The sequence below is a fragment of the Helicobacter pylori genome (genome assembly GCF_014496965.1).
In the GTDB taxonomy this organism is placed as follows: domain Bacteria; phylum Campylobacterota; class Campylobacteria; order Campylobacterales; family Helicobacteraceae; genus Helicobacter; species Helicobacter pylori_CZ.
On the sequence record NZ_JACTCR010000002.1, the window covers coordinates 86858 to 105506 of the forward strand.

Sequence of the window (18649 nt, forward strand, 5' to 3'; positions counted from 1 at the left end):
GTTACTGATGAGAGGATTAGAAAGAGACGCCCATTTCACGCTCAATGAAAACGCGATGTTTTTTGAATGCACTTATAGTTGCGATAACGCTTTGTTTTTGCAATTAGACGATCGCTCGTTTTTTATCACTGATTCTCGCTACACCCAAGAAGCTAAAGAAAGCATTCAGCCTAAAAATGGCGTTTTAGCGGAAGTAATAGAATCCAGCGATTTAGTCCAAAGCGCGATTGATTTGATTACAAAGAGTTCGGTTAAAAAGCTCTTTTTTGACCCCAATCAAGTGAATTTACAAACCTACAAATGTTTGGATTTAGCGGTTGGGAATAAGGTTGTTTTAGAGGGCGTGCCTAGTTACCACCGCCAAAAACGCATCATTAAAAACGAGCATGAGATCCAACTTCTCAAAAAATCTCAAGCGTTGAATGTTGAAGCTTTTGAAAATTTTGCCGAGTATGTGAAAAAGATTTTTGATGAAAAAGAATTATTGAGCGAGCGGTATTTGCAGCATAAGGTTAAGGACTTTTTGACTAAAGAGGGGGTTTATGATCTGAGTTTTGAGCCTATTTTAGCCTTGAATGCGAACGCGAGCAAGCCCCATGCTTTGCCTAGCGCAAAGGATTTTTTAAAAGCGGATCATAGCATTCTTTTGGATATGGGGATCAAATACGAACGCTATTGCTCGGATAGGACTCGCACGGCTTTTTTTGACCCTAAAGACTTTGTGTTCAAAAGGGAGCAGAGTTTCAAGGATAAAGAGCGTCAAAAGATTTATGACATTGTGAAAGAAGCGCAAGAAAAGGCTATTTCAGGCATTAGAGCGGGCATGACCGGTAAAGAAGCGGACAGCTTGGCTAGGGGAGTGATTAGCGATTATGGTTATGGGCAGTATTTCACTCACAGCACCGGGCATGGCATTGGCTTAGACATTCATGAGCTTCCCTATATTTCATCGCGCAGTGGAACCATTTTAGAAGATGGCATGGTGTTTTCTGTAGAGCCTGGGATTTATATCCCTGGATTTTTTGGGGTGCGCATTGAAGATTTAGTGGTGATTAAAAATTCTAGGGCCGAGCTTTTGTGATGCGAGAGATCCTTACTAACCGCTTTTTCCCAAGCCTTTTTAAAAAAAGGCTTGATTTTTCTAACAGAGTGGTTTTAGGGTTGGGATCTAATCTTAAAAATCCTTTAAAAATATTAAAAAATTGTTTTTTATATTTTAAAAATCATAGTAGAATCGGGAAAATTTTTTCTTCGCCGATTTATATCAATCCGCCTTTTGGTTACACTAATCAACCTAACTTTTACAATGCTACGATTATCCTTAAAACATCTTTAAGTTTGCGCCATTTTTTTGCTCTAGTGTTTTATATAGAAAGGCGTTTTGGGCGTGCAAGGAAGCGCGATTTTAAAGACGCTCCAAGAACTTTGGATATTGATATTATCGCTTTCAATCAAGTCATTTTGAGGCAGAATGATTTGACTTTACCTCACCCTAAATGGAGTGAAAGGGATTCGGTGTTAGTGCCTTTAACTTTGCAACAAATCCTTTTTAAAAGAGAAGAGTGGTGAAATTCTATACTTATAGCGGGGAAACGGCCGCTGAAGCTTTAAAGATCGCTCAAAGCCACCATGGGGTGGATACGCTGGTGTTTAAAACCCAAGAAATCCGTAAAAAAACGCTCACTTCTTCTGGGCTTTATGAAATCGTTGTGGCGGTTGAAGAAGAGAGCGAAAACAAAAAAGCCCCCCTCATTCCAGAGAGTTTGTATGATGAAGAATTGAATGAAGAAGACGTGGTCATGCAGCTTTCAAGCACTGTGGAAGAAATGCGCAAACTCGCTGGGGTTTCATCTAATCAGCGCAACTATAGTTTTTCAAAAAATAAGACCCCTTTAGAAAAAGACGCTCCGTTAGAAGATACGCCCTTAGAGGCTAATAAACAGGACGCTTTGTTGCAAGCCTTAAAAGATGAAGCCAACCATAAAAAAGAAAGAGAAAAAAGAGAAGTCAAACAAGAAGAAGAAATTAAAGATATTAATGCGCAATTAAGTAAAATCAGAGACAGCTTAAAACTCATTCAAAACATGTTTTGGGATGAGAAAAACCCCAATTCTGTCAATATCCCTCAAGAATTTGCAGAAATTTACAAACTAGCCAAACAAAGCGGGATGAAATCCAGCCATTTAGATGAGATCATGCAATTGAGCTTGGAATTGATGCCTTTACGCATGAGGGAAAATTCCGTAACGATCAAGCGCTATTTTAGAGAAGTGTTGCGTAAAATGATCTTGTGCCGCCCTGAAGATTTGAATTTGAGGCAAAAACGCATTTTAATGCTTGTAGGGCCAACAGGCGTGGGGAAAACGACGACTTTGGCTAAATTGGCCGCGCGCTATTCTAGAATGCTAGCTAAAAAATACAAGGTGGGCATTATCACTTTAGACAATTATCGCATTGGGGCTTTAGAGCAATTGAGTTGGTATGCTAATAAAATGAAAATGAGTATAGAAGCGGTGATTGACGCTAAGGATTTTGCTAAAGAAATTGAAGCTTTGGAATACTGCGATTTTATTTTAGTGGATACGACAGGGCATTCGCAATACGATAAGGAAAAAATTGCCGGTTTGAAAGAGTTTATAGATGGGGGTTATAATATTGATGTGTCCTTAGTGCTTTCAGTTACCACTAAGTATGAAGACATGAAAGATATTTATGATTCTTTTGGGGTGTTAGGGATTGACACTTTAATCTTTACGAAATTAGATGAGAGTAGGGGGTTAGGGAATTTGTTTTCTTTAGTGCATGAAAGCCAAAAGCCTATCAGTTATCTTTCTATCGGGCAGGAAGTGCCTATGGATTTGAAAGTGGCTACTAATGAGTATTTAGTGGATTGCATGCTAGATGGCTTTAGTAACCCTAATAAGGAACAAGCATGAACAATCAAGCGAGCCGTTTGGATAATTTGATGAATCTTAAAAACCCCAAAAGTTTTTTTGATAATAAGGGGAATACCAAATTCATCGCTATCACAAGCGGTAAGGGAGGCGTGGGGAAATCCAACATTAGCGCTAATTTAGCTTACTCTTTATACAAGAAAGGTTATAAGGTAGGGGTGTTTGATGCGGATATTGGTTTAGCGAATTTGGATGTCATTTTTGGGGTGAAAACCCATAAAAATATCTTGCATGCCTTAAAAGGCGAAGCCAAATTGCAAGAAATCATTTGCGAGATTGAACCCGGGCTTTGCTTAATCCCTGGGGATAGCGGTGAAGAAATTTTAAAATACATTAGCGGCGCGGAAGCTTTGGATCGATTCGTAGATGAAGAGGGGGTTTTAAGCTCTTTAGATTATATTGTGATTGATACAGGCGCTGGGATTGGAGCCACTACACAAGCGTTTTTGAATGCGAGCGATTGCGTGGTGATTATCACCACACCAGATCCATCAGCGATTACCGATGCGTATGCATGCATTAAAATCAACTCTAAAAATAAAGACGAATTGTTCCTTATCGCTAACATGGTAGCCCAACCTAAAGAAGGCAGGGCGACTTATGAAAGGCTATTCAAGGTGGCTAAAAACAATATCACTTCATTAGAATTGCACTATTTAGGGGCGATTGAAAACAGCTCCTTATTGAAACGCTATGTGAGAGAGCGAAAGATTTTGAGGAAAATAGCCCCTAACGATTTGTTTTCGCAATCCATTGACCAGATAGCGAGCCTTTTAGTTTCTAAATTAGAAACCGGCACTTTAGAAATACCAAAAGAAGGTTTAAAAAGCTTTTTTAAAAGGCTTTTAAAGTATTTGGGGTAGGCTGATGAAAGTTCAAAATTTTATCCATTTTTCTGTTGTGGTGGGGTTTTTCTTAGGGTTAGTGTTTTCGGTGTTGAAATTCAATGAGCCAGAGAGCATTCTATTATGGACGGTGTTATCCACGCTTGGGGGGTATTTGATCGCCTTATTGTTCGCGTCTATTTTTATCGCTTGCACGGATTTAGATATTTGTCTTTTTGACAAAAAAGGCACTGAAGAGAGTTTGCTTCGTTTCAACCATGAGTTTAAAAACAGAGAAAAAGAAGTGGCTAGTATTTTAAATTACATTAGAAATTATGATTTTGATGATGGAAAATAGAATGCCCAAAGAAATTCAAAAAACTGAAGCGAGCGAAAAAAGTATAGAAAAGGTTTTGAACGCCTATGACAAGCAACAACACCACCATCAAGACGCGCTCGCTATCCAGTATTTACCAGCCGTGCGTGCCATGGCGTTTCGTTTAAAAGAGCGCTTGCCCAGCTCTATTGATTTTAACGATCTGGTTTCTATTGGCACTGAAGAATTGATTAAATTAGCCAGGCGTTATGAGAGCGCGTTAAACGATTCTTTTTGGGGGTATGCGAAGACTCGTGTCAATGGGGCGATGTTAGATTACTTGCGCTCTTTAGACGTGATTTCTCGCTCTAGCAGGAAGCTGATTAAAAGCATTGATGCTGAAATCACCAAATACCTTAATGAGCATGGGAAAGAGCCTAGCGATGAGCATTTAGCAGAAGCTTTAGGTGAAAATATTGAAAAGATTAGAGAAGCCAAAACGGCTTCAGATATTTATGCGTTAGTGCCAATAGATGAGCAATTCAATGCGATTGAGCAAGATGAAATCACTCAAAAGATTGAAGCAGAAGAGTTGTTAGAGCATGTCCAAAAAGTATTGAATCAAATGAGCGAAAGAGAGCAAATCCTTATCCAGCTCTATTACTTTGAAGAGTTGAATTTGAGCGAGATTAAAGAGATTTTAGGCATTACTGAATCGCGCATTTCTCAAATCATCAAAGAAGTGATTAAAAAGGTGCGCCAATCCTTAGGAGTGAATCATGGCTGATATTTTAAGCCAAGAAGAAATTGATGCGCTTTTAGAAGTCGTTGATGAGAATGTGGATATTCAAAATGTCCAAAAAAAAGATATTATCCCCCAACGCAGTGTAACCCTCTATGATTTCAAGCGCCCTAATCGTGTGAGTAAGGAGCAATTGCGCTCTTTTAGGAGTATCCATGACAAAATGGCTAGGAATCTTTCCAGTCAAGTCTCTTCTATCATGCGTTCTATTGTAGAAATCCAGCTCCATAGCGTGGATCAAATGACTTATGGTGAATTTTTGATGAGTTTGCCTAGCCCTACGAGTTTTAATGTCTTTTCCATGAAACCTATGGGGGGAACGGGGGTTTTAGAAATTAATCCTAGCATCGCTTTCCCTATGATTGACAGACTATTAGGGGGCAAGGGGAGCGCGTATGATCAAAATAGGGAGTTTAGCGATATTGAATTGAATTTATTGGACACGATTTTACGCCAGGTGATGCAAATTTTAAAAGAAGTGTGGTCGCCTGTGGTGGAGATGTATCCTACCATTGACGCTAAAGAATCCAGCGCGAATGTGGTTCAAATCGTCGCTCAAAATGAAATTTCTATCATGGTGGTTTTAGAGATTATCATCGGTCATAGTCGTGGGATGATGAATATTTGCTACCCGGTGATTTCCATTGAGAGCATTCTTTCTAAAATGGGGAGTAGGGATTTCATGCTTTCAGAAACGAACTCCAAAAAGAGCCGTAATAAGGAATTGCAAGCGCTATTGAGTGGGGTGAGCGTGGATATGATGGTGTTTTTGGGCGCGGTGGAATTGAGCTTGAAAGAAATGCTGGATTTAGATGTGGGGGATACTATCCGGTTGAATAAAGTCGCTAATGATGAAGTGAGCGTGTATGTGCATAAAAAAAAGCGTTATTTAGCGAGCGTGGGGTTTCAAGGGTATAGGAAAACCATTCAAATTAAAGAAGTGGTTTATAGCGAAAAAGAACGCACTAAAGAAATTTTAGAAATGCTAGAAGAACAGCGCAGAGGCAAAGTGGGCGATATTATGAAAATAGAAGAAGAGTGAGAAATGCAAGATTTTATTAAAATTTTTATTCAAGAGGTTGTCTCTACTTTAGAAGGGTTAGTGGGTAAGGCTCCAAGCGTGGGATTAGAAAAAGAAGTTTCTAACAATGAAGAAGCGAGTTTAATCAGCCTGCCTTATGCAAGGGTTAAGATTAGCGCGATTGAAAAAAATGAAAGTCCTATTGAATTACTGGCTCCGGTAGATTTAGTTACCGCTTTGAGCGATTTGATGCTAGGAGGTGAGGGGGCGAGTAAGGAAGAAATGGATAATGACGATTTAGACGCTTTTAAAGAAATGGCTTCTAATATTTTTGGCGCGATCGCTACAAGCTTGAAATCTCAAGAATTGCTCCCTAAACTCAATTTCACCACCACGAACGCTGAAATCGCTAAGGAGCTTCCTAAAAAAGAAGATTACGCTAAGGCGATGGTGTTTTCTTTTAAAATGGAAGCCATCAAAGAAAGCCAAATCGTTTTATTGATCACTTCAGCGTTTGAGGGCCAATTTGAAAAAACGCATAAAGAAGAAAAAGAAGAAACGACAAAGAGCGCTACTGAAGAGACTAAAACCCACGACGCGTCTTTAGAAAATATAGAAATCCGCAATATCAGCATGCTTTTAGATGTGAAATTGAACGTTAAGGTGCGAATCGGGCAAAAAAAGATGATTTTAAAAGATGTGGTTTCTATGGATATAGGGAGCGTGGTGGAGTTGGATCAATTGGTGAATGACCCTTTAGAAATCCTCGTAGATGATAAGGTGATCGCTAAGGGCGAAGTGGTGATCGTGGATGGGAATTTTGGCATTCAAATCACGGATATTGGCACTAAAAAGGAACGATTAGAGCAACTGAAAAATTAAACCATTTTAAAGTAAAGAAGGAAGGAATTATGGCTGTTTTTGGGGAATTAGGCTCGCTTGGGCATTTGTTTAAAAAAACGCAAGAATTAGAAATTTTGCATGGGTATTTGCAAGATGTCATGCAAAAGGGTAGTGAAGCTAATCAAAGGGTTTTAAACCTCGCTATTAATACAGAATTTCAAGCGCCTTTAGGGCATGGCATTTTTAGCATAGAGCAGAGCTATTGTTTAGAGCATGCTAAAGAGGGCGAGAAAGGCTTTTTTGAAAGCCACCGACAATATGTGGATTTCCAATTGATCATCAAAGGCGTTGAGGGGGCTAAGGTGGTAGATATAAATAGGGCTGTCATTAAAACCCCTTATAATGAAAAAAGAGATTTGATCGTTTATGAGCCAGTCAGTGAAGCTTCTTTTTTGCGTTTGCATGCGGGCATGCTGGCTATTTTTTTGGAAAACGATGCGCATGCGTTGAGGTTCTATGGAGAGTCTTTTGAAAAATATAGGGAAGAGCCGATTTTTAAAGCGGTCGTTAAAATGCCTAAAGGATTGATCAAATTAAAATTATGAAATTGGTGAGTCTTGTTATAGTTTTTTGTTGTTTTTTAGGGGCTGTAGAGTTGCCTGGAGTTTATCAAACTCAGGAATTTTTATACATGAAAAGCTCTTTTGTGGAGTTTTTTGAGCATAATGGGAAGTTCTATGCCTATGGTATTTCTGATGTGGATGGCTCTAAAGCCAAAAAAGACAAACTCAATCCTAACCCAAAGCTAAGGAATCGCAGCGATAAAGGCGTGGTGTTTTTAAGCGATTTGATTAAGGTTGGGGAACGATCTTATAAAGGCGGTAAGGCGTATAATTTTTATGACGGCAAGACCTACCATGTGAGAGTCACTCAAAATTCAAACGGGGATTTGGAATTCACTTCAAGCTATGATAAATGGGGGTATGTCGGCAAGACTTTCACTTGGAAACGCTTGAGCGATGAAGAAATCAAAAATCTAAAGCTCAAGCGTTTTAACTTGGACGAAGTCCTTAAAACCCTTAAAGATAGCCCTATTTAAGCTAGCTTCTTTAAATTTTTTTAATCATCGCTCTCTTGGCATTCTTTGCACCACACAAACATTTTCATGTCATGGCTAATCAACTTGGCTTGGTATTTTTTAACGACTTCATTCTGGCGGTGTTCAATTTCAGGGTCTGCGAATTCAATGATCTTACCGCAATGCAAACAAATGATGTGATCATGGTGCTCTTTAGCCGCAATTTCATAACGCCGGCCGCTTTTTGAAGTCTCTAAAACGCAGATAAAATTTTCTTTTTCTAAGAAATTTAAAATGCGATACACGGAAGAAATGCTGGTGTTTTTGTCTTTTTGGCGGATAGAGTGCGTGATTTCTTCAGGGCTTAGGTGTGTGCCGCTGCGGTACAAAACGCTCACCACTTCTTCTCTTTGTTTTGAATTTTTGAGTCCGTTTTTTTTGATAGACATCCTCAAGCGCTCTAAAATGGATTCTAAAGTTTCTAATCTTCTCATGCTGATATTTCCCTTGTCCGTAAAATGATTTTTATAACTAGAATATTATTATACAATAATAATGCGATGAACCATAGATAAAACTCATTATTATTTTAATTCAATCAAAAAATGTTGATTTTTTATTACTATTATCGCATTTTAATGCAACTTATAAGATCAATTTCTTATTTTATCGAGCCATTCTAAAAGGGTTTTTTCAAACCCTATGCCTTGAGAAGAAACCAGATTTAGGGGTTTTTCTAAATAATCTTGTTTGACATAGCCGTTATAATCATGTGGGTAAAGATAGTCTTTAGCGTTAGGCAGCAGGTGTTTAGGAATAGGGTAGAGTAAGCCCTTTTGAATAGAATCCAAAGCCTGATTGATCGCTCTATAGGCCGTGTTAGACTTAGGCGAACAAGCCAGATAAATCACGCACTGGCTTAAAATGATACGCGCTTCAGGGTAGCCGATTTGTTTGACTGAAAACAAGCAAGAAGCGGCTAAATTAAGGGCGTTCGGGTTAGCGTTACCAATATCTTCGCTCGCAAAAATCACCAGCCTTCTGGCGATAAATTCCGGGTTTTCCCCGCCAGCAATCAAGCGCGCCAGATAATAGATGGAAGCGTTTTCATCGCTACCTCTTAAAGACTTGATTAAAGCGCTAGTAAGATTATAATGCGTATCATCGCTATAAGATCCGTCATTTAGGCTATGAGGCCGTAAGGATTGTAGGGTTTTTAAAGTGATAGGATCTTCTATTTTAGCGCTCAAATCTAAAAGGTTTAATAACGCTCTGGCATCGCCAGCGCTGTTATTCAAAAGATAAGTTTTAGCGCTAGGCTCTATTTGTTTTTTGAGCAATGTTAAAGCTTTAGTGCAAAGCTTGTCTAAATCGCTCTTTTTTAGGGGGGTTAATTCAAAAATAAAACTTCTTGAGCGGATCGCATGGCTTAGGCTGTAATTAGGATCTTGCGTGCTAGCCCCTAAGATTAAAGCGTGATTTTTTTCCATAATGGGGAATAAAAATTCTTGTTGGGTTTTATTCAATCTGTGGGTTTCATCAATAAAAACAACGGGCTTTAAAAGGGTGTTTTGGTAATTTTTAAGCTTAAGGCGTAAATCCTCTAATTTGAAATCCGTCGCATTAAACAAAAGAATGGGGCGCTCTAGGGAGCGAGCGATGATTTGAGCCAGGCTTGTTTTACCCACGCCAGGAGGGCCATAGAAAAAGGCATGGGGGAAGTGTTTGGATTGTAAGGTTTTAAATAAGGGGGTGTCTTTCCCTATTAAATGCTCTTGGCCTAAAAAATCTTCTAGGCTTGTGGGGTTTAAAAGCGAAGTCAGGCTCATTTTTTAAATAAAATCAATTCGTAAAAATTCGTAGGGGTGTTTAAATTTTTCGTTGGGGTTTTGTTGTTTTTAGAGTGTTTTTGCAGAGCGTCTTGCAATTCTTTATTCAGGTTGTCTAACTCATCAAGCTTTTCTTTTAAACGCAAGATAATATCCACGCCAGCCAGATTAACCCCCATATCCCTTGTAAGGCGTAAAATCGTTTTGATTTTGTCCATGTCTCGTTGGGAATACAAGCGCATTTTCCCATCAGTCCTGCTAGGCTCTATCAAACCCTCTTTTTCATATTGGCGCAAGGTTTGAGGGTGCACGCCTAAGATTTTAGCCACGACGCTTATCAAATAAAGCGGTTCATCATAATCGCACACGATTCCTCCTTACAATTCTTTTTCTAATAACGCTTTCAACTCATTAGAAAGCGTTTCAGTTTTAGGCAAAATCAAACGAGCTTGCAAATACAAATCCCCCACATGCGAAGTTTTTCTGTTTTTGATCCCTTTGTCTTTAATGCGGAATTTTTGCATCGCTTTGGTGTTAGGGGGAATGGTTAGGGTTAAGGTTTTATGCCAAGTGGCGATTTCAATCTTCCCTCCAAAAAGAGCCGTCTTTAAGGGCAAATCAAAGATTTGGATAATATCGTCTTTTTCGCGCCTATACATTTCATCTTCTTCAATATGGATCTGCAAGAGCAAATCGCCCCTACCCGTTCGCCCCATTTTCCCCTTGTTGCGAACCCTGATTTTTTCGCCCTCTTCTACGCCGATAGGGATTTTAAGGCTAAAAGTCTCGTTATTGACGCTCACTTGTTTTTTATTGCCTAAAAGGGTATCTAAAACAGAGACATTTAAAGTAACGGTCATGTCTAAATTTTCAGGGGCGAAATTAGAAAAATTAGAAAAATTAAAGCCAGAAAAGCCTTGCGAATTTTGAGAAAATCTTTGCGAAAAGCCTCCCTTCCCAAAAATAGAGCTTAAAATATCGTCTAAATCTTCACTAGCGCTGCGGCTTCTGGCAAAATCGCTGAAATTCTGCCCCCCAAACATGTTGTCGCCAAATTGATCGTATTGGCGGCGTTTTTCTTCGTCGCTTAAAATTTCATAAGCGGCGTTGATTTCTTTGAATTTTTCTTCGGCTTCTTTGGTTTTATTCAAATCCGGATGGTATTGCCTAGCTAAACGGCGGTAGGATTTTTTGATTTCATCTTGGCTGGCGTTTTCGCTCACGTTTAAAGTTTGGTATAAACTCTTGCTCATGGATCACCTTTAAAATAGTTTTATTAGAATACTATCATAAATCTTTAGTGTTAGTCAATCAAGTTTATTGATAATGTTTAGTGGTCATTGAGATTTTAAACCCGTTTCAGCGCAATTAAAAGGAATTTTAACTAAAATATTGAGTTTAAATCCACGATGAGTTTTTAATGCAATACAAGAAAAATAAGAAAAGATATTATTATTTAGCGTTATGGATCCTTTTTTTAAATGGTCTGTCTTTGAAAGCTTTAGAAATCGCCGTCAAACCTTTTGGCTATCTGGGGCTATTGTATAATCAAGGGGCGCAAAAAAACCCTCACAGCTATGTAGGGGCTTTAGCGCGCCTTGGGGTGGATTTTTCTTATAGCAATGGGTGGTCCTTTGGCATTGGAGCGATTGGGGCTTGGAATATTTATAACAAACAGCGTTTGGCTAACCTTTACATCAGTCTAGGGAATTTTTTTGGTAACCCTAACAATGTTAAACCTTATTTGAGCGCTGGCGATGTTTCTGATGCGTATCTTCAATACACTAACCAGCGTTTTAAAATCGCTTTAGGGCGTTTCAATACCGATTTTGTGGATTTTGATTGGATAGGGGGCAATATTCAAGGGGTTTCTGTGGCTTTTAAGCAAAATTCCATGCGTTATTTTGGGATTTTTATGGATAGCATGCTTTATAACGGGCATCAGATCAATAAAGAGCAAGGGAATCGGATCGCTACTTCCCTAAACGCTCTAGCGTCTTATGATCCTGTGTCTAAACGCTTGTATGTAGGGGGGGAAGTGTTTGTTTTGGGCGCAGAATACAAAAATAAAAATTTGACATTCGTTCCTTTTATTTTAACGGACACCCGCTTGCCTTTGCCCACTCAAAATGTTTTAGTGCAGGTGGGGGGTAAGTTGGAGTATGACGCTTCTTTAGCTAAGGGTTTCACTTCGCGCACTCTAGTGCATGGCATGTATCAATACGGCAACACTGATGCGGCAACAAGCGCTAAAAATGCCGGCTTGTTTTTGATCGATCAAACTTTTAAATACCAAATTTTTAATTTTGGAACGGGTTTTTATATCGTTCCGGCAAGAAACAATAAGGGCTATCTATGGACTTTTAATGACAGGACTAAATTCTATGGCCGTGGGATCAACGCGCCCGGCGTGCCAGCGATTTATTTTGCTAATTCTAGCATTTCAGGCTATGTTTTTTTAGGGCTTAAAACTAAAAGGGTGCGTTTAGACGCAATGGTGGCTTTTGGAGATTATCAAGAATATTCTTTGATGAGCAGTTTTAGGGTTTGGACTTATAGGAGTTTGTCTTTTGATATGGGTGGGGGGTATGTGTATGCTTATAATTCTAAAGCCATGAGAAAAAGCCTTGGAGATAGTTCTTTTGTCTTTTTTGGGAAGTTTTTGTTTTAAATGCCAACAATCAATAGCAAAGAGCTTGCCACAAGTAAGCGATAATTTTTTGTTTTAAGAAATTCTTTTAAAATCAGGTCTTTGGGGTTTTTTAGGGAAAAAAGCTTTTTTAAACTCAGGCTCCCATAGTTTGATCACGCCATGGTGGGTCATCTGGTGCATATTGACTAAACGCATGTTTAATAGAGCCTTTTCTTTGGCTTCGCTATCGCTCAAATCTTCTTTGATTTTGAACGCTTGAATGATTTGCTCCCACAATTCATGCTCTTTAGCGTCTTCGTTTAAAAAATCTTTATAGTTGAAGCCGCCAATCCCTTTAACCCCTTTAATATTATCCCCCTTATCCCCCACAACGCACTGATAATAAGCAAAAAAATGAGCCTCTTTTCGACTCACATTAAAAAAAGCGTTGGTTTTGAGGTTGAAATGAGAGCCTCTATTGGAATACAAAATATCCTTATCCATGCTGGCTATCACATAATTTTGGGGGTCTTTCTTTTTATAAAAAGAGATAATATCATCGGCTTCATATTCAAAACAATGTTCGCCCTGGATTCTAGCCCCTTTTTTTAGAGGGTATTTTTCCACTAAAGCGATCTTTAGAGCTTTTAAAAGAGATCTAAAATCTTCATCAAATTGGTGGCGTTTTTGTTTGTAATGATCGCACAGTTGGTAGCGGAAACTCTCTCTGCCCCTAGTGATAAAAAAAAGCGTTTTAGAGCAACGGGTTTTGCGCATGATGGATAAAATTTGAGTGGTAAGAAAGATTATGCCCACTTCTTGCAAGCTGCAAGCGGCGAATCTTTTAGGGAGCGTTTTATTAGAGAGCAAACGCCTAACAATATTAGGGATCACGCAATCAATGTCTAGTAAAAGGGTTTTTGAATGTGCAAACCTTGCCTTGTTAAACGCTTGTCTAATGGTTAATCCTTAAGTTGAATTTCTCTTTTTTAAAAGCTAAACTATTATAGCAAATATATAGCAAATAATAAGTTATTTTAATGATAATTAGCTCTATTCTCATTAAATACGCTAAATTTTGAGAGGTTATCGCTTGCTTTAGCTCTTTTGATTGTATTTGATTGTAAAAACGCTTTTGGCATTTTTACATTTTATGATCAACACCCAATGAAAACAGGGCTTAAGGATTTTCTTTTATTTGCGCGGTAAGTTATACTTCCGGCGTTTTTCCCAAAGGCTTTTGCGGCTAATGCCAAGCTTGTTAGCCAATTCTGTATCGGTGCAAGTAGAAGAAAAATGCCTGATCGCTTCTCTTTCATATTCTTGAATGGAAAGGAAAGTCGTGTGGTTGCTAAACAAAGATAGGGGTTTGTTGCCGCATTCAATGCTCACAATTTTAGGAAATTCTAGGGGTTCTTTATGGGTATAGGACAAAACAATAGGACATGAACGGGCCAATTCTAACAATTTCAATTGCTCATCTTTTTTAAGCTCTTCTAAATGCATGATGTAAAAAGGGCGTTCTAGTTTGTCTTTATTTTTGTATAGTTCTTTCCAAGTGGTATCCTTTAGAGAGAAAAAAGAAAAATCCATTTGCCTTTCTTTAGCGTATTGCAATAAATAAGCGTTCGCAAGCTCTTGAGAGGGCGTGTGGATGATAAAGGGCGGCCGGTAAGAAAAATCTTTAGGCAAGGGCAATTCCGCATGGATAAAGTCTAAGTAATTTTCATAAAATCCTAGGCGAGCGGTCATTTCTTGGTAGGCTTTGTGGTATTGGATCTTACGCAACAATTCATCCATTTTAAAAGGTTTTAGAATATAATCTCTCGCTCCCGCTTGAATGGGTTTATTCACGCCATCTTCATTGACATGCGAAGCCATCATGATAATGATTTGCTTGGAATTATAACGCACAAAATGTTCGCAACGCCCTTGAGTGCAAACTTTAGAAGAAACCAAAATCACATCATAAGGCTCTTTATTTTCTTCTGAAATGCTAGAGATGATCTCGCAAAAATGCCCCAAATCATGCAAATTATGAGAGATACTCCTAGCTAGCGCTAAATCGTCTTCAATGATTAAGATTTTCATTAATCGTTCCTTTTATCACATTTTAAAGTTTTTGCTTATAACGCATGCTCACATGCGCTTGGACTAACAGCCCTTCTTGTTTGCCAATGAACCCCATTTTTTCCATAGTGGTGGCTTTCAAGCTGATTTGAGATTTTTCTAAACCCAAAAGTTGGCTCAAATTCTCTAAAATCGCCGGTTTGTAAGGAGTGATTTTAGGGATTTCGCTAAAGATAGTCGCCCCCATTTCATACAATTCAAACCCAATGCTTTGTGAAAAATCCAACACGATTTTTAAAAGCTTTTCAGAAGAAGCGTTTTTGTATTTGGGGTCATTATCAGGGAACCATTCGCCAATATCCCCCCCTTTAATCGCCCCTAAAATCGCATCAATAACCGCATGCAACAAAGCATCGCCATCGCTATGAGCCTTTAACCCAAACCCGCAATCCAAAACAACCCCTCCTAAAACCATAGGTTTATCTTTAATGAACGCATGCGTATCAAAGCCCATGCCGATAAAAGTGTCCTTTGCTGGGTTAAAAAAAGGCGTAAAAAACTTTAAATCGCTGCTTGTGGTGAGTTTGTGCAAATCCTTACTGCCTTCAATATAGCTCACACGATCAGGGAAAGCTTGTAAAATCGCGCTGCTTTCATCTTTAAAATCCCCTTGATTTAGGGCTGATTGGAGCGTTTTGGTGTGGCTTAATTGCGGGGTTTGAATGAGTTTGATCGCTTCTCTATCCAAAGCCTCATTATAATAGATCGCTGTGTCATAGCAAGGCAAGTAAAGAGCGATGCAATAATGACTCGTTTGTTGGAGGGTTAAAAACAAACTTTTAAGCGCTTCCATATTGGCTAAACCCCTAGCCACATCGCTGGTGAGCGTGTAAGCGCTATCAATTACTTTTAAAGCGTTACGCACGGATTCTTGCCTTGATGCCCCGCCTTTTATAAGCTTGATTTTGGGGTAATGGCGTTGGATATAAACATAATCCAATTCGCTTACAACTAAAATGATTTCTTTAAAGTCTAGGGCTTCTTTAAAGCTTTCATACACGCTGAGCCATAAGGGGGTGTGGTGAGAGCGCAACCATTGTTTTTTAATCGTTTGAGAAAAACGCTTAGACTCCCCAGCGGCCAATAAAACAACGCTCGTTTGTTTAATAAGCGTTTCTAGCGTTTCTTTAGTTTCAAAAGGATCTTCTTCTAAACTTTCCAAAGAGAGTTTAAAAGCTTCCCCATTCACTCTAATCAAGGACATGCGATTAACAACCCACCCCTATCATTTCACCAAAATGATTCTATAACCTTGGTTCAAGTCTAAAACTAAGAATCGTTTGGGTTTGCCTTTATATTTTTCTAAAGCATGGTTAAAATCCGCAACGCTTTTCACTTCAATCTCTTCAATTTTTGTGATGATGTTGCCTTGCCTGAAGCCGGCTTGCTCTGCTGGGGAATTTTCATTCACTTGAGAGACTAAAACCCCTTGAACGTCATCGCTCAAACGCATAGACCTTTTGGTTTTTTGGGTTAAATCTTCTACTTGAAGCCCGTTCAATTGGCCTTGCACGCCGTTTTGAGCAGAAATGGTTTCTTTTTTGTTAGGGTTTTTCCTTTCAGCTAGGGTGAGGGTGAAAGCGCGTTCTTTTTTGTCTCTAATGACTTTTAAGGTTACTCTTTGATTGGGTAGCATGGAGCCGATTAGATTCCTTAATTCGTTCGTGTTTTTAACTTTTTTGCCATTGACTTCGGTGATCAAATCCCACACCAAAATCCCTGCTTTTTTAGCCGGAGAGTCTTTTTCTACGCTAATGACTACCGCCCCTTCTTTATTGTCATAAGAATTTTGCAAATCGCCACTCAAATCTTGCAAGCCCACGCCCAAGTAACCTCTCTCAATCTTACCGGTTTTAATGAGCTGGGTTACAATATCTTTAACCATGTTAGAGGGGATGGCAAAGCCAATGCCGTGGTTGCCCCCAGTTTTAGAGATAATAGCGGTATTGATCCCCACTAACCCTCCACGGCTGTCAATTAAAGCACCGCCGGAATTTCCAGGATTGATAGAAGCGTCTGTTTGAATGAAATTTTCATAGCTGTTGATCCCAATCCCGCTTTTATTGAGTGCTGAAACAATGCCTTGAGTAACGCTTTCACCCACGCCAAAAGGGTTACCGATCGCAAAAACCAAATCGCCCACTAAAATATCATTAGAATCAGAGAATTTGATCGTGGGTAAATTGTCTTTAGTGATGCGAATCACCGCTAAATCGCTTTCAGAATCGGTGCCTACTAAAGTGGCGGAATATTCTTTATTGCTCCCTGGAATGGTCACTTTAATCTTATCCGCGCCATCAATCACATGGTTATTCGTCACAATATAGCCATCTTTAGAGATGATGACGCCGCTGCCTAAAGCCCTTTCCATTCTTTCTTTAGGGATCATACCGCCCAAATCCCCGAAAAATTGTTGGAAAAAGGGGTCGTTAAACACACCGCCACCTATAAAGTTGTTTTTAATCTTCTTTTCAGTAGAGATATTCACCACCGCTTTAATAGAATCCTTAATAGAATCGTGGTAAGAATAGATCGTATCCTCTTTAGAAGGGACGCTTATTCGCTCTTTCACTTTGGGCATGTTTTGGATTTGGATATTGCCCGCATTCAAGCTTAACGCTAAAGCCAAAGAGATAAAAAGGGTTTTTTTCATCATGGTTACTTCCTTAAAATGTGCTAAACTTCAAAATTAAAAAAAGATTATATCAAATCTTTTTTGTTATTTTCATTAGCTTTTTGTGTAAAATAGTATCCAATGTAACACACAACAGCAAAAATAATCGTTAAAATCATCCCGATGCGTTGATCCTTATCCATAGCCGAACCGATCACGCCGATAATACACCCAGTGATCCCTATGAGTTGCAAAAAGGGCAGGAAAGGGGCTTTATAAGGCAAATCCTCTAAAGAATGCCCGGCTTTTAAGTATTGCTTGCGGAAAGAATATTGCGAAATGGACACGCTAACCCACACGATAATCACCGTGAAACTGATCACATTAATCAAAGCTTCCACGACATTTTCTTTGGCATAAATTTGGACTAAAAGCCCTATGAGGGAAAAAGAAAGGGAAAAAAACATCGCATAAGTGGGCGTACCTTGTCGGTTGAGCTGGGAAAAAACCTTAAAAAACATCTTTTGTTTGGACAGCCCATAAATCATGCGGCTCGCTCCATAAAGCCCTGAATTAGCGGTAGAAAACATCGCCGTAATGATAACAGCGTTCATTATATCAGCCACATAAGGGATACCCATGCCAATAAAGGGCAAGTTGATGCGCTCTAAAACGCTCACAAAGGGGCTTTGCGCGATAGAAGAATCATTCATGGGTAAAAAAACAGAAATGACAAACACAGAGCCTAAAAAGAAAAAGACGATCCGCCACAAAGTCGCTTTAATCGCTTTAGGCATCACTTCGCTAGCGTTTTTAGTCTCGCCTACAGCTACCCCAATGACTTCTGTGCCAGTGAAGGCAAAAATGACAGCGAGCATAGCAGAAAAAACCGCTGCGCTCCCATTAGGGAAAAACCCCTTATCGCCAAAATGGAAATTATCAAAAATAGAACTAAACCCATGCAAATAGATTTGATAAATAATCCCAATCGCGCCAATGCCTATAAAAGCGATCACCGCTAAAACTTTAATCAGGCTGAAGAAAAACTCGCCTTCAGCAAAAATTTTAACCGAAAAAAAGTTCAATAAAAAAACCAACGCAATGCACAAGATCACCCAATAATGGATAGGAATACTTGCAAACCAGCGTTGCATGAGCATGCCTATAGCGATGTATTCTAACGCCACCGTGATCACCCAGCCAAGCCAATACATCCAAAAAACCATATAGCCCGTGCCAGGGCCTATGAATTTAGCCGCATAATCCCCAAAGCTTCCCGTAGTGGGATAAACGCTAGCCAATTCGCCTAAAGAGAGCATGATGCAATAAACCACAAGCCCTCCAAAACAATAAGCGATCAAGGTCCCTAAAGGGCCAGCGCTCGCAATATTACCCCCAGTGCCTACAAAAAGCCCTGTGCCGATCGCTCCCCCAAAGGCAATCATCAAGAGATGGCGCATTTTCATGTCTCTTTTAAGCTCGCCTTGTTTTTGCGTGGTATTTTGATGCGTTATCTTTTGATTGTCCATGCGACACCTCCTTAGATTGAAAATAAAAATAGCTTGAATTATAACAAAAATAAAATAAAATGATTTTTTTTAAATAA

The 18649-nt window shown here is 39.2% G+C and carries 20 protein-coding genes; 11 read left to right on the top strand and 9 right to left on the bottom strand.

Annotation, left to right across the window (positions count from 1 at the left end):
* Positions 1–7 precede the first annotated feature (7 nt).
* From H7O61_RS01445 to H7O61_RS01490, 10 genes are read left to right on the top strand one after another with little or no spacing between them, the layout of a single operon-like run.
* Positions 8–1081 carry an aminopeptidase gene (locus H7O61_RS01445; protein ID WP_187874921.1) on the top strand — a complete coding sequence of 358 codons (1074 nt, stop codon included), beginning with the start codon at positions 8–10 and terminating at the stop codon, positions 1079–1081.
* Positions 1081–1569, top strand: coding sequence for a 2-amino-4-hydroxy-6-hydroxymethyldihydropteridine diphosphokinase (gene folK / locus H7O61_RS01450; protein WP_165508613.1), 489 nt, complete (start codon positions 1081–1083; stop codon positions 1567–1569). Before H7O61_RS01445 ends, folK begins: the two co-directional genes overlap by 1 nt.
* Positions 1566–2936, top strand: coding sequence for a flagellar biosynthesis protein FlhF (gene flhF / locus H7O61_RS01455; protein ID WP_187874956.1), 1371 nt, complete (start codon positions 1566–1568; stop codon positions 2934–2936). Before folK ends, flhF begins: the two co-directional genes overlap by 4 nt.
* A complete protein-coding gene (gene ylxH, locus H7O61_RS01460; RefSeq protein WP_187874922.1) occupies positions 2933–3817 on the top strand; it encodes a flagellum site-determining protein YlxH in 885 nt (294 codons plus the stop codon). The genes flhF and ylxH overlap by 4 nt, the downstream gene beginning before the upstream one ends.
* A 4-nt stretch (positions 3818–3821) precedes the next feature.
* On the top strand, positions 3822–4136 hold the full coding sequence (locus tag H7O61_RS01465; protein WP_000868001.1) for a hypothetical protein: 315 nt from the start codon (positions 3822–3824) through the stop codon (positions 4134–4136).
* On the top strand, positions 4114–4881 hold the full coding sequence (locus tag H7O61_RS01470; protein WP_079343167.1) for an RNA polymerase sigma factor FliA: 768 nt from the start codon (positions 4114–4116) through the stop codon (positions 4879–4881). The genes H7O61_RS01465 and H7O61_RS01470 overlap by 23 nt, the downstream gene beginning before the upstream one ends.
* Complete coding sequence (gene fliM / locus H7O61_RS01475; RefSeq protein WP_000763588.1) at positions 4874–5938, top strand: flagellar motor switch protein FliM; 1065 nt, start codon at positions 4874–4876, stop codon at positions 5936–5938. Before H7O61_RS01470 ends, fliM begins: the two co-directional genes overlap by 8 nt.
* Positions 5939–5941: 3 nt before the next feature.
* Positions 5942–6799: a flagellar motor switch protein FliY gene (gene fliY / locus H7O61_RS01480; protein WP_078252213.1), complete on the top strand. Its 858-nt coding sequence runs from the start codon at positions 5942–5944 to the stop codon at positions 6797–6799.
* A 29-nt stretch (positions 6800–6828) separates the two neighbouring features.
* Positions 6829–7365 (top strand): YhcH/YjgK/YiaL family protein, encoded by a 537-nt coding sequence (locus H7O61_RS01485; RefSeq protein ID WP_001930343.1) that lies wholly within the window; start codon positions 6829–6831, stop codon positions 7363–7365.
* On the top strand, positions 7362–7859 hold the full coding sequence (locus H7O61_RS01490) for a DUF2147 domain-containing protein (protein ID WP_000780296.1): 498 nt from the start codon (positions 7362–7364) through the stop codon (positions 7857–7859). The genes H7O61_RS01485 and H7O61_RS01490 overlap by 4 nt, the downstream gene beginning before the upstream one ends.
* A 20-nt stretch (positions 7860–7879) precedes the next feature.
* Here H7O61_RS01490 and fur read toward each other — a convergent pair whose 3' ends face one another.
* The 4 genes from fur to H7O61_RS01510 all read right to left on the bottom strand — a co-directional run bounded on the left by fur (position 7880) and on the right by H7O61_RS01510 (position 10920).
* Positions 7880–8332: a ferric iron uptake transcriptional regulator gene (gene fur / locus H7O61_RS01495; protein ID WP_001253271.1), complete on the bottom strand. Its 453-nt coding sequence runs from the start codon at positions 8330–8332 to the stop codon at positions 7880–7882.
* Positions 8333–8491: 159 nt separating this feature from the next.
* Complete coding sequence (locus H7O61_RS01500; protein ID WP_187874923.1) at positions 8492–9667, bottom strand: replication-associated recombination protein A; 1176 nt, start codon at positions 9665–9667, stop codon at positions 8492–8494.
* Positions 9664–10035, bottom strand: a complete 372-nt coding sequence (locus H7O61_RS01505; protein ID WP_000332997.1) for a heat shock protein transcriptional repressor HspR — start codon at positions 10033–10035, stop codon at positions 9664–9666. Before H7O61_RS01505 ends, H7O61_RS01500 begins: the two co-directional genes overlap by 4 nt.
* Before the next feature lie 9 nt (positions 10036–10044).
* Positions 10045–10920, bottom strand: a complete 876-nt coding sequence (locus H7O61_RS01510) for a DnaJ C-terminal domain-containing protein (protein ID WP_187874924.1) — start codon at positions 10918–10920, stop codon at positions 10045–10047.
* A 167-nt stretch (positions 10921–11087) separates the two neighbouring features.
* Here H7O61_RS01510 and H7O61_RS01515 point away from each other — a divergent pair, with 167 nt between their 5' ends.
* Entirely contained in the window at positions 11088–12338 is a 1251-nt protein-coding gene (locus H7O61_RS01515) for a hypothetical protein (RefSeq protein ID WP_187874925.1), read from the top strand.
* 54 nt (positions 12339–12392) lie between these two features.
* Here the strand turns inward: H7O61_RS01515 and H7O61_RS01520 are convergent, their stop codons facing one another.
* The 5 genes from H7O61_RS01520 to H7O61_RS01540 form a co-directional block, all read right to left on the bottom strand.
* Positions 12393–13259, bottom strand: coding sequence for a 5'-3' exonuclease (locus H7O61_RS01520; protein WP_187874957.1), 867 nt, complete (start codon positions 13257–13259; stop codon positions 12393–12395).
* Positions 13260–13493: 234 nt separating this feature from the next.
* Entirely contained in the window at positions 13494–14390 is an 897-nt protein-coding gene (locus tag H7O61_RS01525; RefSeq protein ID WP_000697563.1) for an OriC activity response regulator, read from the bottom strand.
* Between the two features lie 22 nt (positions 14391–14412).
* Positions 14413–15633: a bifunctional 2-C-methyl-D-erythritol 4-phosphate cytidylyltransferase/2-C-methyl-D-erythritol 2,4-cyclodiphosphate synthase gene (locus H7O61_RS01530; protein WP_187874926.1), complete on the bottom strand. Its 1221-nt coding sequence runs from the start codon at positions 15631–15633 to the stop codon at positions 14413–14415.
* 21 nt (positions 15634–15654) lie between these two features.
* Complete coding sequence (locus tag H7O61_RS01535; protein ID WP_033744920.1) at positions 15655–17085, bottom strand: Do family serine endopeptidase; 1431 nt, start codon at positions 17083–17085, stop codon at positions 15655–15657.
* A gap of 44 nt (positions 17086–17129) precedes the next feature.
* Complete coding sequence (locus tag H7O61_RS01540) at positions 17130–18572, bottom strand: amino acid permease (protein ID WP_187874927.1); 1443 nt, start codon at positions 18570–18572, stop codon at positions 17130–17132.
* Between the last annotated feature and the right edge of the window lie 77 nt (positions 18573–18649).

What these genes read in the sequence shown, in the direction of transcription:
- fliM (WP_000763588.1), top strand. Translation starts at nt 4,874, where the DNA reads ATGGCTGATATTTTAAGCCAAGAAGAAATTGATGCGCTTTTAGAAGTC.
- H7O61_RS01530 (WP_187874926.1), bottom strand. Translation starts at nt 15,633, where the DNA reads ATGTCCTTGATTAGAGTGAATGGGGAAGCTTTTAAACTCTCTTTGGAA.
- H7O61_RS01500 (WP_187874923.1), bottom strand. Translation starts at nt 9,667, where the DNA reads ATGAGCCTGACTTCGCTTTTAAACCCCACAAGCCTAGAAGATTTTTTA.
- ylxH (WP_187874922.1), top strand. Translation starts at nt 2,933, where the DNA reads ATGAACAATCAAGCGAGCCGTTTGGATAATTTGATGAATCTTAAAAAC.
- H7O61_RS01535 (WP_033744920.1), bottom strand. Translation starts at nt 17,085, where the DNA reads ATGATGAAAAAAACCCTTTTTATCTCTTTGGCTTTAGCGTTAAGCTTG.
- fur (WP_001253271.1), bottom strand. Translation starts at nt 8,332, where the DNA reads ATGAGAAGATTAGAAACTTTAGAATCCATTTTAGAGCGCTTGAGGATG.
- folK (WP_165508613.1), top strand. Translation starts at nt 1,081, where the DNA reads ATGCGAGAGATCCTTACTAACCGCTTTTTCCCAAGCCTTTTTAAAAAA.
- H7O61_RS01485 (WP_001930343.1), top strand. Translation starts at nt 6,829, where the DNA reads ATGGCTGTTTTTGGGGAATTAGGCTCGCTTGGGCATTTGTTTAAAAAA.
- fliY (WP_078252213.1), top strand. Translation starts at nt 5,942, where the DNA reads ATGCAAGATTTTATTAAAATTTTTATTCAAGAGGTTGTCTCTACTTTA.
- H7O61_RS01470 (WP_079343167.1), top strand. Translation starts at nt 4,114, where the DNA reads ATGATTTTGATGATGGAAAATAGAATGCCCAAAGAAATTCAAAAAACT.
- H7O61_RS01540 (WP_187874927.1), bottom strand. Translation starts at nt 18,572, where the DNA reads ATGGACAATCAAAAGATAACGCATCAAAATACCACGCAAAAACAAGGC.
- H7O61_RS01525 (WP_000697563.1), bottom strand. Translation starts at nt 14,390, where the DNA reads ATGAAAATCTTAATCATTGAAGACGATTTAGCGCTAGCTAGGAGTATC.
- H7O61_RS01515 (WP_187874925.1), top strand. Translation starts at nt 11,088, where the DNA reads ATGCAATACAAGAAAAATAAGAAAAGATATTATTATTTAGCGTTATGG.
- H7O61_RS01465 (WP_000868001.1), top strand. Translation starts at nt 3,822, where the DNA reads ATGAAAGTTCAAAATTTTATCCATTTTTCTGTTGTGGTGGGGTTTTTC.
- H7O61_RS01445 (WP_187874921.1), top strand. Translation starts at nt 8, where the DNA reads ATGAGAGGATTAGAAAGAGACGCCCATTTCACGCTCAATGAAAACGCG.
- H7O61_RS01510 (WP_187874924.1), bottom strand. Translation starts at nt 10,920, where the DNA reads ATGAGCAAGAGTTTATACCAAACTTTAAACGTGAGCGAAAACGCCAGC.
- H7O61_RS01490 (WP_000780296.1), top strand. Translation starts at nt 7,362, where the DNA reads ATGAAATTGGTGAGTCTTGTTATAGTTTTTTGTTGTTTTTTAGGGGCT.